Here is a 13,781-nt window from a genome sequence, read left to right as displayed (position 1 = left end):
CGGTCCCCGGCACGTCCTCACAGCAGCCGGTCGTACACGGTCCAGCCCTGGCCGATCGTGCGGCGCGCCGAGAACGCGCTCCCGTTCCACGGGTAGAGGTAGAGCGCGCCCGAGCCGTCGGAGGCCAGGACGTCCGGGCGACCGTCGCCGGACCAGTCCCCGTGCACGGTCAGCAGCCGCATCGACTGCCAGCCGTCGCCGATGACGACCGCGCCCCGGACGGTCCCGTCGCCGCGCCCCCGGTACAGGAGCAGGCGACCTGCAGAGTCGCGCGCGACGACGTCGGCCGTGCCGTCGCCGTCCATGTCGCCGGCGCCGACGACCGCGGTCATGGCCTGCCAGCCGCTGCCGATCGCGCGGCGGGCCGTGACCCCGCCGGTACCGTCGCCGGGGTACAGCCAGAGTGTGCCCGCACGGTCCACGGCGAGGACGTCGGCACGCCCGTCGCCCGTCATGTCGCCGGGCGACGCCAGGAAGGACATGACGTGCCACCCCGTGCCCACCTGGTGCCGTGCCGCCAATCCGCCCGCGCGGTTCGAGGGGTAGAACCAGAGCACCCCGCCGCTGTCGATCGCGAGGACGTCGCCGTTCCCGTCGCCGTCGAGGTCGGCTCCGTCCGTGACGAGCCGCATCACCTGCCACCCCGTGCCGATACGGCGCGCCGAGGTCGCGAATCCGCCGGACCGGTCGCCCTCGTAGCTCATGAGCGCGCCACCGGGCGTGCGCGCGGTGAGGTCCGGCCGGCCGTCGGCCGTCGTGTCCGGCTCGAGCCGAGACGTCCCGGTGACCTTCCACCACGCGCTCCGCAGACCGAACGCGGTCCGGAAGGCCGCGCCGGTGACGGTCCTGGAACCTGTGGAGCCCGCGAGCACGACGCTCTCGACCCGCCCGCCCCACTCGCCCGGACCGGTCCTGCTCACCACGGTGACGGAGCTCGGCGTCCCGATCGTCGGGTACGCCGCGCGGATCTGCGACGCCGTGATCCGCACGCTCCACGCGTGCACGGGGTTCCCCTGGGCGTCCCACGGGTCCCGCTTGGCCACGAGGTACGGAGCGCTCCCGGCGGCGGTCCAGCCACCGTTCGAGGCGCTGAACTGGGTGAAGGCCGGGGCGCCCCCGTAATAGAGCGTGACGCCCGACGTGGCGGAGACCGCCGCGTCGGTGGCGGCCGCCTCGTGCGGCGTGACGGCTCCCGCAGCGCTGAGCGTGCGCACGCCCCGGTACACCTGGCACGCGGTGTCGTCGCACGTGTGCCAGGCGCCGGTGGGTCGGGACGCCCGGTTCTGGGAGGCGTAGGTCCGGGCTGCGACGGCCTGGGCGCGGAGCGCGTTCGCGGGCCAGCTCGACGGCATCTCCGCGGGCACGACCGACCGCAGGTAGTCCTCCATGCGCACGGCGTTGACGGAGGCCAGCCCCGGAGCGGCGCCGTCGGCGACGGCGCGGACGGACCCGCGGTACTCGCGCCGGGAGCCGTCGGGCAGGACCACCTGGACGGTCGTCGCGGGCGAGGTCGAGAGCGCGATGAAGCCCGGTGACGCTGTCTGCGACCAGAGACGCCACGTCGAGCCGACGAGCCCGAAGAGCACGAAACCCGTGTCGTTGGCGTTGCGCAGCACGCGCCACTGGCTGACCGTCGCACCGGAGAACCCGATGGGCGTCGCGACGCCCCGTGCGTCGGACATGACCATGCCGGGCGTGGCGACGACGCGGAGGTCGTCGTCCGAGTCGGACTTCAGCAGGACCCGCAGCTCGGTGCTCGCCTGGGTCGTGGCCGTGGTGCCGGGGTAGTAGAAGTCGAGGATCTGCCGGTACGTGGAGCCGGCGGCGGCCGCGGCACGCGCCCCGTACTGCGACATCCCGATGCCGTGGCCGAACCCGCGGCCCGCGACCGTCACGGTGCTCGTCGCCGTGAGCGTCACGCGCTCGGTCGTGGTCACCGACGCCTGTGCAGGAGGGTCGACCGCAGCCACGGGCGCGAGCAGCGCCACGAGCAGGACGGCGACGAGGAGGGGTCCCCGCCGCCGGAGTCTGGTCATGTCCATCTGCACCGACCTCCTCTTCCTCCTGCCAGGCTAGGCACGCCGTCGTGGGGCCGCACCCCGCACGCAGGACGGTCGGTATGCTGGGCGCGCGTCGCCCGGGAGATCCCCCGTTCGTCGGCGAACGCACGTCGACGCGTGCCCGGAACCGGAGAGGCTGGATGGAGTCCCAGAACCATTACTACGGTCACAGTCGCGCCTTCGCGCACTACCTCGGCGAGGACAGGCCGCGGCACATCGCCGGGCTCGTCCAGCACGGCTGGACCGCGCTCTCGCCGGTGACCACGCACTTCCGGGACTTCCCGTGGCTCGCGAGCCCGACGTACCGCGGACCCAACCGGCTCCTCGTGTGGAGCCACCGGTCGCGCGCGTGGGACCCGGCATCGAGCGCACCCACGACGGCAGTCGGCGCGCCCTTCGCGTACGAGGCGGTGAGCCGTGGCCTCGAGAGCGGTCCGCGAGGTGAGGGGACCGTGATCCTCCCGGTCCACGGGATCGAGACGCAGGCCATCTCCGGCGACCACCGCGCAGCGGCACGCCGGTGGTTCGACTCCGAGGGGCCGTCCACCGTCTCCATCTACTGGAGCGACGCGCGCGACGAGCGGCTCGTGGACGCCTACCGCGACGCGGGCCACCGGTGCGTGACGCTCGGCCCGCGCACCGACCCGGACTTCCTGGCGCGGCTCGTCGGCCTGATCGCGAGCAGCGCGCGCGTCGTCTCGAACCGGCTCTCGACGCCGGTCGTGTACGCGGCCTGGCTCGGACGCTCGGTCGGGGTGTACGGCGACCCGATGCTCCTCGACTCCGAGGACCAGAGCGCGCTCGTGCGCCTCGAGCAGACGTGGCCCGAGCTGTACGGGTACGAGACCGACGACGACGCCGCGCGTGCCGTCGCCACGGACGAGCTCGGTGCGGGGGACCTCCTGGCTCCCGACGCTCTGCGCCGCGCGCTCGGCTGGGACCGACCTCGCATCGCGCCGTTCGCGCGGCACTGGACGACCTCGCCGGTTGAGCGGGCGCTGGTCAACGTGCGTCGCCGCGGCGCGACGGCTCCTGCGGCTCCTCAGTCCGCTGGTGGCGGCCAGGAGCCGGCGCCCGCCTCGTCCGGGATCGACCTCGCGTGGCTGCGTGCCGCGACGTCCTACCTGCCCCGCCCGCTCGGCGGTGCGCGGACGTCGTCGTCGCAACCCATCGAGCTCGACGGGTCCGCTTCCAGCGCCTGACTACCGTCGGAGCGCCGTGCGGAGCGGCGCGAGGAGCACCGCGGCCGCGAGCAGTGCGACCACGGCACGGAGCACGGTCCACCACCCGGTGGCCGTCGGCAGCAGGACCGCGGCAGCGGCGCACGCGAGCACGACGGCGAGCGTGAGGGGCGCGAGCGGCGGACGCCACGGCCGGTCCACGAGCACGGCCTGCGCGCCGGTCGTGAGCAGCGCGAGCAGCACGTACATCAGCGCGTAGGACGCCCCGACGGCGGCGAGCCCCCATACCGGCGCGGCGAGCGTCGCCGCGACCAGGCCGAGCGCGACGGCCGTCGGCGTCGAGACCGAGAGCACGCCCGTGCGTCCGCGGACGAGGATGAGATGGCTGCTCGCGAGGTAGTAGACCGAGGCGACCGCGGAGAACGACGCGAGGACGACGGCGGGCACCATGGCCTCGTGGTCGTACGTCGGGGGCGAGGCGATCTGGACGAGCAGGGGCGCCGCGAGGCAGACCGCGGCGACAAGGGCGCCCACGACCCGCAGGATCACACGCGTGGTGCTCGTGAGGCGCGCGTGACGCGTCGCGGCAGGCTCCTTGTAGATGAGCGGGGCCCAGGCGTTGTTCAGCGCGCCCGTCAGGACGGTCGCCCCCGCGCCGAGCGTCAGCACGATGTTGGCCGTGCCGCCGGCGTCCAGGACCCGGTCTGCGACGACGACCAGGCCGGCTATCGCGACGTAGATGGCGATCTGGTGGGGCACCGTCGGTGCCCCGAGACGCAGGGCCCGCCGTAGGCCCGTCCAGCTCGTGTCGCGTGGACCCGAGCGCAGCGTGACCCACACGCCGACCAGCGCGGACAACGTGTAGCCCGCGGCGAGCGCGGCGAGGTACGCGGTTCCCGTGCGCTGGCCCGCGAGGACGACCACGAGTCCCACGGCCGGCCCGACGAGCGTGCCCCCGGCGGCGAGCAGCACGAACGGCACGGGGCGCTCGGCGCCACGCAGGTAGGCCTGGACGACGATCACGATGCCGCCACCGAGCGACGCGACGACCGCGAGGGCGAGGGCGGCGTCCCAAGGTCTGCCCAGCAGGGCCGGGCCCCACACGGGACCGAGCGCGAGCGCGAGCCCCGCGATGAGGACGCTGATGAGCGAGGACTGGACGACCAGTCCCCGGGCGCCCCGGGCCCCCGCTTCCCCGAGGATGTACTCGCGGGTGATCGCGGCGCCCATGCCGAGCGCCACCAGGATCACCCCGACCTGGATGACGACGGTGCCGAGCGCCACCACGTCGTACTCGCGCTGCGAGAGCAGACGGGTGATCAGGGGGATCACGACGAGCGACGCGATGGCCGGCGCAGCGCTCCCGGCGGTGTAGACCGCCGCACGGGACGCGACGCGGCGGGGCGAGTCGGCTACCTCGTCCACGGTCGGCTCCGGCCCCCCGTCACCCTGCCCCGTGGTCACCGCGCGGTGGCGAGTGCGTGCCGCGTGGCCTCGACGACGCGTGCGACGTCGCCGTCGGTGAGGCCGGGGAACATCGGGAGCGAGATCTCGCGCCGGTAGTAGTCCTCCGCGACGGGGCACTGGCCACGCCGGTATCCGAGGTCCTCGAACACCGGGTGCCAGTAGGCCGGGATGTAGTTCACCTGGACACCGATGTCCTGCGCGCGCAGGGACTCGAAGATCGCGCGGCGACGGTCCGCGGGGACGCGCAGCGGGTACAGGTGCCACGCCGGCGCGGCACCGTCGGGGCACGCCGGAAGCTCGACCTCGTCCAGGTCGCGGAAGGCCTCGTCGTACGCGGCCTTGACCTCGGCGCGGCGCGCGACGAACGCGTCGAGTCGCGCGAGCTGGCTCGTCCCGACCGCAGCGAGCACGTCGGGCAGGCGGTAGTTGAGACCGAAGGCGTGGACCTCCTGGTGCCACGGCCCCTCGTCGGGGTAGCGCTGGGACGCGCGATCGCGGACGAGCCCGTGGTTCTTGAACGAACGCGCGCGCGCCGCCAGCTCGTCATCCGCCGTGACGACGGCGCCGCCCTCTGCGGTCGTGAGGTTCTTCGTGGGGAAGAACGAGTACGTCGTGAGGTCGGCGAGCGAGCCGACCGGGCGACCGTCGAGGGTCGTGCCGATCGAGTGCGCGGCGTCCTCGACGAAGAGCAGGCCCCGACGGTCGGCGAGGCTGCGGAACGCGGCGGCGTCGACCGGCACGCCGGCGTAGTCGACCCCCGTGACGACGCGGGTGCGTTCCGTCACGGCGGCCTCCGCCGCGCGGGGGTCGAGGTTGCCCGTGGCGGGGTCGACGTCCGCGAAGACCACCGTCGCGCCCTGCAGCGCGGCGGCGGCCGCCGTCGCGACGAAGGTCAGCGGAGTCGTCACGACCTCGTCCCCGGGGCCGACGCCGGTGGCGGCGTAGGCGACGTGCAACGCCGCCGTTCCCGACGTCACCGAGACGGCGTGCGGGACGCCCGCACGCGCTGCGATCGCGGACTCGAAGCGCTCCACCTCGGGGCCGGTCGTCAGCCAGTCGCTCCGCAGCGCGGCGACAGCCGCCTCGACGTCGCTCTCGTCGATCGACTGCCGCCCGTAGGGGAGCAGGGGCCCCGTCGTCACGACAGCTCGAGGAGCTCGCGGATGTCCTCCACGCTGAGCCACTGGTCGTTCGTGTCGGACTGGTAGGCGAAGCCGTCGGCGACCGCCTCGCCGTCCGCCGGGGTCTCGTAGCCCCAGCCGCCCACGTAGGGCATGACGACGTACCGGTCTCCCAGGCGCACGGTCCGGCGCGAGTCGTCCGGCGCGATCATCTCCTCGTGGAGCTTCTCGCCGGGGCGGATCCCGACCTCGTGCTGGGCGGCGCCCGGCGCGATCGCCTCCGCCAGGTCGACGACCTTCATGCTCGGGATGCGCGGGACGTAGAGCTCGCCGCCCTCCATCATCTCGAAGGAGTCGAGCACGAACTTGACGGCCTGGGGGAGCGTGATCCAGAAGCGCGTCATGCGCTTGTCGGTGATCGGCAGCGACTCGCCCGCCTCGGCGAGCGCCTTGAACTTCGGCACGACGCTCCCGCGGGAGCCCATGACGTTGCCGTAGCGGACCACGCAGAAGCGGGTCTCGTAGGCGGCCGCGTAGTTGTTCGCGCTGACGAACAGGCGGTCCGCGCAGAGCTTGGTCGCGCCGTAGAGGTTGATCGGGCTGGAGGCCTTGTCGGTCGACAGCGCGACGACCTTCTTCACGCCGGCGTCGATCGCGGCCTCGACCACGTTCTGGGACCCGGTGACGTTGGTCGCGATGTACTCGAACGGGTTGTACTCCGCGGTGTCGACCTGCTTGAGGGCCGCCGCGTGAACCACGTAGTCGACGCCGTGCATCGCCCGCTCGAGGCGGCGGCGGTCGCGCACGTCACCGATGAACCAGCGCAGGCGCGGGTCGTCGCCGAACTGCGCCCGCACCTCGAACTGCTTGAGCTCGTCGCGGCTGAAGACGACGATGCGGCGCGGATCGTGGTTGTCGAGCACCTCGCGCAGGAACGCCTTGCCGAACGAGCCGGTGCCGCCCGTCACGAGGATCGATGCGCCAGTGAGCATGGACATACGGAACTCTTCCCGTCAGTCGGAGGATTCTCGCCGGACCGGCTTCGCCGCGGCCGAACGCATGGAGCATTATGGCACGGTGCATGAGACCCCTCTGAAGGTAGTCGCCGTGATCCAGGCGCGGACCGGCTCGTCCCGTCTGCCGGGCAAGGTCCTGCGGCCCCTCGCCGGTCGGCCCGTCCTCGCATGGATGATCCGAGCGGCGTCGGCCGCCCGGGGCGTCGACGAGGTGGTCGTCGCGACGTCCACCGCGCCCGGGGACGACGCCGTGGCAGAGCTCGCCGCGTCGTCGGGCGTGCGGGTGGTCCGCGGGAGCGAGGACGACGTGCTCTCACGCTTCGTCCTGGCGCTCGAGGAGACGGCCGCCGACGCGATCGTGCGGCTGACCGCCGACTGTCCCCTCGTCGATCCGGTTCTCGTCTCCCAGGTCGTCGCGCTGTGGCGGGCCGACCCGACGCTCGAGTACGTGGCGACCACGCTCCAGCGCACGCTCCCGCGCGGGCTGGACGTCGAGCTCGCGTCGCGCGGTGCGCTGCTCGCGGCCGACGCCGAGGCGCGTGACCACCACCGTGTGCACGTGACGTCATATCTCTATGCGGCCGCGGACCGGGACTTCCGTCGTCTGGGCATCGTCGTGGCCCCGACGGCGAACGAACTGCGCGTCACCCTGGACACGCCCGAGGACGCCGAGGCGATCGAGGCGATCGTCGACAGGCTGGGCGACACGCCGCCGCGCTGGCACGAGGTCGTCGACCTCCTGCGCGGGGATCCGGCCCTCGTGGAGAAGAACGCCGCCGTGCGCCAGAAGGCGCTGGCCGACGGATGAGCCACGCGCTGCTGCGGTGCGACGCGACACCCGAAGGTGGCGTCGGGCACCTGGTACGCGTGCTCTCGGTCGCGCGGGCGGCCCGCGAGGCGGGCTGGACGGTCTCGCTCGCGGGCGAGGTGACGTCGCCGCTGGGCCGTGACCTCCTCGCGGAGTCCCGCCTCGAGCGCGTCGACGTGCCGGCGGCGGGTCTCGCCGTCGTCGCCGCCGAGCAGGGCGCAGCCCTCGTCCACGTGGACGACTATGCGACCGGCCCCGAGGTGCGGACCGAGCTCGCTCTGGCCGGGACGCTCTTGTCGTCGATGGAGGACGGCACCTTCGGGCGCCGCCCGGCGGACGTCGTGGTGGACTCGACGCTCGGCGCCGAGGACGCGGGGCGTCCCGACGACGGGTCCGGTGTGGTGCTGCGCGGGATCCGGTACGCGCCGATGCGTGAGGACGTGCTGCACGCGCGCGAGCGCCGGAAGGCGCGCGTCCCGCGCGACCCGGGTGGCCCGCTGCGCGCCCTCGTCGTCGCCGGCGGCACCGACGCGGTCGGCGCGGCGGCGGTCCTCGCGGGGGTGGCCCGGGCGACGGCGCGGGTGGTCGACCTCGTCGTGGTCGCGCCCGTCGCTCGCTGGGACGACGTCCGCGCGCTGGCGGGCGACGACGTGGACCTTCGCGAGCCGTTCCCGGGCGTCCTCGACCTCGCCGCGGACATGGACGTTGTCCTCAGCGCTGCCGGTACGACCGCATGGGAGCTCGCGTGCATCGGCGTCCCGACCGTGCTCGTCGCGGTCGTGGACAACCAGGTTCCCGGGTACGAGGCGGCGGTCGCGAGACGCTTCGCACTCGGGCTGGGCACGCTCGCGGAGCTTCGCCACGACCTGGTTGCCGGGGCCGGGCGTCTCGGCGCCCTGCTCGACGACCTCTCCCGGTACGAACGGCGGGACGGCGTCGACGGGCGCGGGGCGTCGCGGATCGTCGCGGAGTGGGACGCAGCGCTGCGCGAGCGGACGCGCGCCCTCGCGCCCGACGGCCGGACGGTCGCCCGGCCGGCGACGAGCGACGATGCGCTGGTGCTGCTGCGCTGGCGCAACGACCCGTCCGTACGGGCGGTGTCCCGGTCGTCCGATCCGGTCCCGTGGGACTCGCACCGGACGTGGCTGGCACGGGTCCTCGAGGACCCGGCGCGGCGGCTGTACGTCGTCGAGCACGGCGGTGTCCAGGCCGGCACGGTGCGGTTCGACCGGTTGGGCGACGAGCAGGGGGGCGAGACCGAGTGGGAGGTCTCCATCACCCTGGCCCCGGAGGCGCGTGGCCGGGGCATGGCCGGTGACGTGCTCGCCGCGGCGGAGGACGCCTTCACCGCAGAAGGGCAGGGGGCGAGGCTGGTCGCCGCCATCCTGCCCGACAACGCACCGTCGCAGCGGCTGTTCGCCCGGGCGGGCTACGCGCACGTCCCGCACCGCAGGGACGGCGACTTCGACGTGCTCGTCAAGGAGCGCAGACGCTGAGAGCGGGCACCGTCCGGCACGGACGGCGCCCGCTCTCAGCGCGTGCTCACGGGTCTGCTCAGACGAGGCTCCAGGTCAGCGGGGTCCCGCGCGCGACGTCCGTGCTGAACGTCCGGCCCAGGACCGTGTCGAGGTGCACCGGCTCGAGGCCGCCCGCGGGGCGGATGGACCGGACGTTCGCGGAGGTCACCTCGTCGCCGGCCCGGACGTCCTCGACCACAAAGAGGGACCGGCGCAGTCGGCGGCTCTCCGCCTCGCCGGCCGTCGGGCCCACGTGGACGGAGCCGAGCGCGAGCCACGCGCGCTCCGTCTCCGCGGCGAGCGCCGCGAGCTCGTGGGGCTCGAGCGAGAAGTCGGAGTCCACGCCGCCGTCGGCCCGGGAGAGCGTCACGTGCTTCTCGATGACGGCCGCGCCGAGCGCGACCGCCGCCACGGCGACACCGATCCCCATCGTGTGGTCCGAGAGGCCCGCGACGACGTCGAACGTGTCGCGCAGGACGGGGATCGTGCGCAGGTTCGACTCGGCGGGTGACGCCGGGTAGGACGACGTGCAGCCGAGGACCACGATCTGGTCGTTGCCCTCGGCGCGGATCGTGCGCACGGCGAGGTCGACGTCGGAGATGTTCGCGGCGCCCGTCGACAGGACGACCGGCTTGCCCGTGCGGGCGACACGGCGCAGGAGCGGGATGTCGCCGATCTCCAGCGACGCGATCTTGTACAGGGGCGCGTCCAGGTCCTCGAGGAGGTCGACGGCCGTGTCGTCGAACGGGCTGGAGAACGGCACGAGCCCGTGCTCGCGCGCCCGCTCGAAGATCGGCGCGTGCCACTCCCAGGGGGTGTGCGCCTCCTCGTAGAGCTGGTACAGGTTCTTGCCGCCCCACAGCTCGTGGCCCTCGCTCACGCGGAACGACGGGCCGTCCGCGTCGATCGTGATGGTGTCGGCGCGGTACGTCTGCAGCTTGACGGACTGGGCGCCGCTCTCGGCGATCATGTCGACGATCGCGAGCGCGCGTCCGAGGTCCCCGTTGTGGTTCCCCGACATCTCGGCGACGACGAACGGGCGGTGCTCCTCCCCGATCTCGTGCTGGGCGACGGCGAGGCTCCGCGATGGCGTGGTGGGCATGGTGCAGACTCTATCCGAGCGCGAGAAGCCCTTGAGGCTCTACCCGGTGCGCACGCGGTTCCCCTGCACGCGTCACCGGACGGACACGTTCGATTGCTACGCTGCGCGAGTTTGCCCCGGGACCGGTCCCGCGGCGGATCTGGAGCCGGACGGTCCGGTAAGGACAGAACCAGCAGGAGGCGTTGTGCTCGAGTGGCTCCCGACGGCCTGGATCGGGCTCTTGGCAGTGCTGTTGCTGTGGATCCCGGGTCTTGCGGTGGGCTATGCCGGCGGGCTGAGGGGCCTCTTCGCCTGGGGCTCCGCGCCGCTCGTGTCCTCCGCGCTGATCGGCGCGTCGGCGATCGTGGCAGGAGCCGTCGGGTTGTCGTGGTCCGTCCTCGTCGTGGTCGGGGCGACGGTCCTCGCCGCAGGGGTGGCGTGGGGCGTCCGTGCGGTCGCGGGGGGATGGCGTTCTCCCCGTGTCGACCGGAGCCGCGTGGTCTGGCGCCAGGTGTTCGTGACGGTCGCCGTGAGCCTGTTGGTGGCGGGCGGCCTGCAGGCCCGTCGCCTCATGGCCGCGATCGGTGGGCCCGACCACGTCTCGCAGACGTTCGACGCCCCGTACCACCTCAACTCGGTCCGGCTGATTCTCGAGAGCGGCGACGCCTCGTCGCTCCACATGACGCTGACCGCCCCGGACGCCACCACGTCCTTCTACCCGGCGCTCTGGCACGACCTCGTGTCGCTCCTGGTCCAGCTGTCCGGCGGGACCGACGTCGTGGCGCCGGCGAACTGGACCACGCTCGTCATCGCGTGCCTCGTCTGGCCGGCGTCGATGCTCGTGCTCGCGCGCGGACTCTTCGGGCCGCGCCCGGTCATGCTCGGGCTGACCGTCGCAGTCTCGTTCGCGATGACCCAGTTCCCGAACCAGCTCACGGGGTTCGGCGTCCTCTACCCCAACCTTCTGGCCTACGCGGTGCTCCCCGCGCTCCTCGGTCTCGCCTGGCTCGCGCTGTGGCGCGCGCGTGGACGCGCGCGCCTCGCGCCGCTCGCGTTCGTGGGGGTCGGCGCGGTGGCCGTGGCGCTCGCGCAGCCCAACGGGCTCTTCACGCTGGGATACGTCGCCGTCCCGCTCCTGGCGCACTACGTCGCGCACGTGAGCGTGCGTGCCTGGCGGCTGCGACGCAGCCTCCCCGGCGCGGTGGTGCCCGGCGTCGTGCTCGTCGCGCTCTGCGTGGTCGCGTACTGGGCTGCTGGCCAGGTCTCGCTCGTCGAGGAGTTCCGGACCCAGGTCTCCTGGCCCGCGCGCATGTCGACGGGCGAGGCCGTCAACGACGCGGTGACGCTCGCCGCCATGCACCCCTCGGGCGAGAGCAACATGCTCGTCGCCGGTCTCGTCCTCGTGGGTGTCCTCGTCTCCGCCTTCGTCGCGCGCTGGCGGTGGCTCCCGATCGCCTACGTGCTGCTCGCGTGGCTCTTCGTCGTCGCGGCGAGCGCTGACGGCGAGACGCGTGCACTGCTGACGGGCTACTGGTACGGCGACGTGCAGCGCCTGGCGTCCCAGCTCCCGCTGCTCGCCGTGCCGCTGGCCACGATCGGGCTGACCGTCGTCGTCGCAGGCGTCGCGAGCCTGGTGCACGGCTCGGCCGGTGCCGGCAAGGTGGCTCGGGCAGTGTTCTCCGTTCCCGTGCTGGCGGTTCTCGCCGCCCTGGTCCTCGTGGTGGTCCTGCCACGCACGACCCTCTTCAAGAACTCGTACGACTACGTCGCCCACCGCTACGAGCTCACGCCGGAGTCGACGACCAGCACGCTCGTCGACGAGTCGGAGATGCGCATCCTCGACGAGGTCGAACGGGTCGTCCCCGAGGACGCCGTCGTCGCCGGGCAGCCGTGGGACGGGAGCGTGCTCGTGTGGGCGCTCACGGACCGGGAGACGCTCTACCCGCACCTGCGCATGCCGCTCGAAGGCGACCGGGCCGTCGTTGCCGACCGACTGAACGAGGCCGGCGAGGACCCGGAGGTCTGCGAGGCCGTCACACGGCTCGGGCTCGAGTACGTCCTCGACCTGGGCGGCGAGAACTTCTGGGGCGACGACGGCGCCCGGTTCGCCGGGCTGGACGGCCTGGTCGCCGCGGGCGTCGCCGAGGAGGTCGCGCGCGTGGAGGACTCGCGGCTCCTGCGGATCACGGCGTGCGCGGGCGCCGAGGACTGACGACCGGGCACCGTGCCCGGGATACGCTGTGCGGCGTTGAGACCGAGAGCTAGGAGTGTGTGTGGACGCGGATCTTGTCGTCGTGGGGTCGGGCTTCTTCGGCCTGACCGTCGCTGAGCGGATCGCCGAGGAGTACGGCCGGAAGGTCCTCGTGATCGACCGCAGGCCGCACATCGGCGGCAACGCGTTCAGCGAGGCCGAGAAGACGACGGGGATCGAGGTGCACCGCTACGGGGCGCACCTCTTCCACACGTCGAACGAGCGGGTGTGGGAGTACGTCAACCGGTTCACCGCGTTCACGAGCTACGTCCACCGCGTGTACACCACGCACCGGGGCGAGGTCTTCCCGATGCCCATCAACCTCGGGACGATCAACCAGTTCTTCCGGTCCGCGCACGGCCCCGACGCCGCGCGCGAGCTCGTCAAGGAGCTCTCCGCCGAGCTCGGGGGCAAGAAGCCGGAGAACCTCGACGAGCAGGGCGTCTCGCTCATCGGTCGCCCGCTGTACGAGGCGTTCATCCGGGAGTACACGGCCAAGCAGTGGCAGACGGACCCGCGTGAGCTGCCGGCGTCGATCATCTCCCGCCTACCCGTGCGCTACACGTACGACAACCGGTACTTCAACGACGCGCACGAGGGTCTGCCCGTCGACGGTTACACCGCGTGGCTCGAGCGGATGGCGGACCACCCGAACATCGAGGTGCGCCTGGGGGTCGACTTCTTCGACGAGTCGCAGCCCGTGAGCAAGGGCAACGTCGTGGGGAACGTCCCCGTCGTCTACACGGGTCCGGTCGACCGCTACTTCGACTACGCCGAGGGCGACCTGTCGTGGCGCACGCTCGACTTCGAGGAGGAGGTGCTCCCGGTCGGCGACTTCCAGGGGACCTCGGTGATGAACTACGCCGACGCGGACGTGCCCTACACGCGCATCCACGAGTTCCGGCACTTCCACCCGGAGCGGGACTACCCGACGGACAAGACCGTCATCATGCGGGAGTTCTCGCGGTTCGCCGAGCGCGCCGACGAGCCGTACTACCCCGTGAACACGGCGGCCGACCGTGAGCGACTGCTCAAGTACCGCGACCTCGCCGCGGGCGAGCGGGACGTGCTCTTCGGGGGGCGTCTGGGCACGTACAAGTACCTCGACATGCACATGGCGATCGGCGCCGCGCTCTCGATGGTCGACAACAAGCTCGCCCCGCACTTCGGTCGGGGCACCGCGATCGAGAGCGGCGGCGTCGACGCCTGATCGGTCACGTCGCCCGCGCGGTGGTCGCGGGACGCCCGCCTGAGTGGCGCGCACCCGCAGGGTGCGCGC

10 protein-coding genes are annotated in these 13,781 nt (G+C 73.0%); 5 read left to right on the top strand and 5 right to left on the bottom strand.

The features are described from left to right. Window positions 1-17: 17 nt before the first annotated feature. Window positions 18-2,036, bottom strand: a complete 2,019-nt coding sequence (locus ACN9MS_RS15120; RefSeq protein ID WP_426309308.1) for a SpoIID/LytB domain-containing protein — start codon at window positions 2,034-2,036, stop codon at window positions 18-20. 164 nt (window positions 2,037-2,200) lie between these two features. Here ACN9MS_RS15120 and ACN9MS_RS15115 point away from each other — a divergent pair, with 164 nt between their 5' ends. Then, the gene (locus tag ACN9MS_RS15115) at window positions 2,201-3,262 is read left to right on the top strand and encodes a hypothetical protein (RefSeq protein ID WP_426309307.1); all 1,062 of its coding nucleotides are present in this window, start codon (window positions 2,201-2,203) and stop codon (window positions 3,260-3,262) included. Here ACN9MS_RS15115 and ACN9MS_RS15110 read toward each other — a convergent pair whose 3' ends face one another. The 3 genes from ACN9MS_RS15110 to pseB are packed head-to-tail and all read right to left on the bottom strand — an operon-like array spanning window position 3,263 to window position 6,821. Continuing rightward, the gene (locus ACN9MS_RS15110) at window positions 3,263-4,666 is read right to left on the bottom strand and encodes a lipopolysaccharide biosynthesis protein (protein WP_426309306.1); all 1,404 of its coding nucleotides are present in this window, start codon (window positions 4,664-4,666) and stop codon (window positions 3,263-3,265) included. It lies immediately after the preceding gene. A gap of 35 nt (window positions 4,667-4,701) precedes the next feature. Then, window positions 4,702-5,850, bottom strand: a complete 1,149-nt coding sequence (gene pseC, locus ACN9MS_RS15105) for a UDP-4-amino-4,6-dideoxy-N-acetyl-beta-L-altrosamine transaminase (protein WP_426309305.1) — start codon at window positions 5,848-5,850, stop codon at window positions 4,702-4,704. Beyond that, the gene (gene pseB, locus ACN9MS_RS15100; RefSeq protein WP_336723927.1) at window positions 5,847-6,821 is read right to left on the bottom strand and encodes a UDP-N-acetylglucosamine 4,6-dehydratase (inverting); all 975 of its coding nucleotides are present in this window, start codon (window positions 6,819-6,821) and stop codon (window positions 5,847-5,849) included. Before pseB ends, pseC begins: the two co-directional genes overlap by 4 nt. Here pseB and ACN9MS_RS15095 point away from each other — a divergent pair. Both ACN9MS_RS15095 and ACN9MS_RS15090 read left to right on the top strand, forming a co-directional pair. Beyond that, window positions 6,820-7,653 carry a cytidylyltransferase domain-containing protein gene (locus ACN9MS_RS15095; protein WP_426311905.1) on the top strand — a complete coding sequence of 278 codons (834 nt, stop codon included), beginning with the start codon at window positions 6,820-6,822 and terminating at the stop codon, window positions 7,651-7,653. The two genes, pseB and ACN9MS_RS15095, sit on opposite strands and share 2 nt — an antisense overlap. Further along, on the top strand, window positions 7,650-9,149 hold the full coding sequence (locus tag ACN9MS_RS15090) for a GNAT family N-acetyltransferase (RefSeq protein WP_426309304.1): 1,500 nt from the start codon (window positions 7,650-7,652) through the stop codon (window positions 9,147-9,149). Before ACN9MS_RS15095 ends, ACN9MS_RS15090 begins: the two co-directional genes overlap by 4 nt. 58 nt (window positions 9,150-9,207) lie before the next feature. Here ACN9MS_RS15090 and pseI read toward each other — a convergent pair whose 3' ends face one another. Further along, a complete protein-coding gene (pseI, locus tag ACN9MS_RS15085) occupies window positions 9,208-10,272 on the bottom strand; it encodes a pseudaminic acid synthase (RefSeq protein ID WP_426309303.1) in 1,065 nt (354 codons plus the stop codon). Between the two features lie 184 nt (window positions 10,273-10,456). Between pseI and ACN9MS_RS15080 the strand changes: the two genes are divergently transcribed. Both ACN9MS_RS15080 and glf read left to right on the top strand, forming a co-directional pair. Then, window positions 10,457-12,463, top strand: coding sequence for a DUF6541 family protein (locus tag ACN9MS_RS15080; protein WP_426309302.1), 2,007 nt, complete (start codon window positions 10,457-10,459; stop codon window positions 12,461-12,463). A gap of 61 nt (window positions 12,464-12,524) precedes the next feature. Further along, window positions 12,525-13,712, top strand: coding sequence for a UDP-galactopyranose mutase (glf, locus tag ACN9MS_RS15075; protein ID WP_277512054.1), 1,188 nt, complete (start codon window positions 12,525-12,527; stop codon window positions 13,710-13,712). Window positions 13,713-13,781: the final 69 nt, after the last annotated feature.

It is taken from the genome of Cellulosimicrobium sp. E-16 (assembly GCF_049913115.1).
Taxonomy (GTDB): domain Bacteria; phylum Actinomycetota; class Actinomycetes; order Actinomycetales; family Cellulomonadaceae; genus Cellulosimicrobium.
Note: the sequence above shows the minus strand (reverse complement) of the source record. Positions and strands in the feature narration are given on the sequence as shown.

Bases quoted from the DNA above. Each gene is read 5' to 3' on its own strand.
- pseI (WP_426309303.1), bottom strand. From the start codon at position 10,272: ATGCCCACCACGCCATCGCGGAGCCTCGCCGTCGCCCAGCACGAGATC.
- pseB (WP_336723927.1), bottom strand. From the start codon at position 6,821: ATGCTCACTGGCGCATCGATCCTCGTGACGGGCGGCACCGGCTCGTTC.
- ACN9MS_RS15115 (WP_426309307.1), top strand. From the start codon at position 2,201: ATGGAGTCCCAGAACCATTACTACGGTCACAGTCGCGCCTTCGCGCAC.
- ACN9MS_RS15090 (WP_426309304.1), top strand. From the start codon at position 7,650: ATGAGCCACGCGCTGCTGCGGTGCGACGCGACACCCGAAGGTGGCGTC.
- ACN9MS_RS15095 (WP_426311905.1), top strand. From the start codon at position 6,820: ATGGACATACGGAACTCTTCCCGTCAGTCGGAGGATTCTCGCCGGACC.
- ACN9MS_RS15120 (WP_426309308.1), bottom strand. From the start codon at position 2,036: ATGACCAGACTCCGGCGGCGGGGACCCCTCCTCGTCGCCGTCCTGCTC.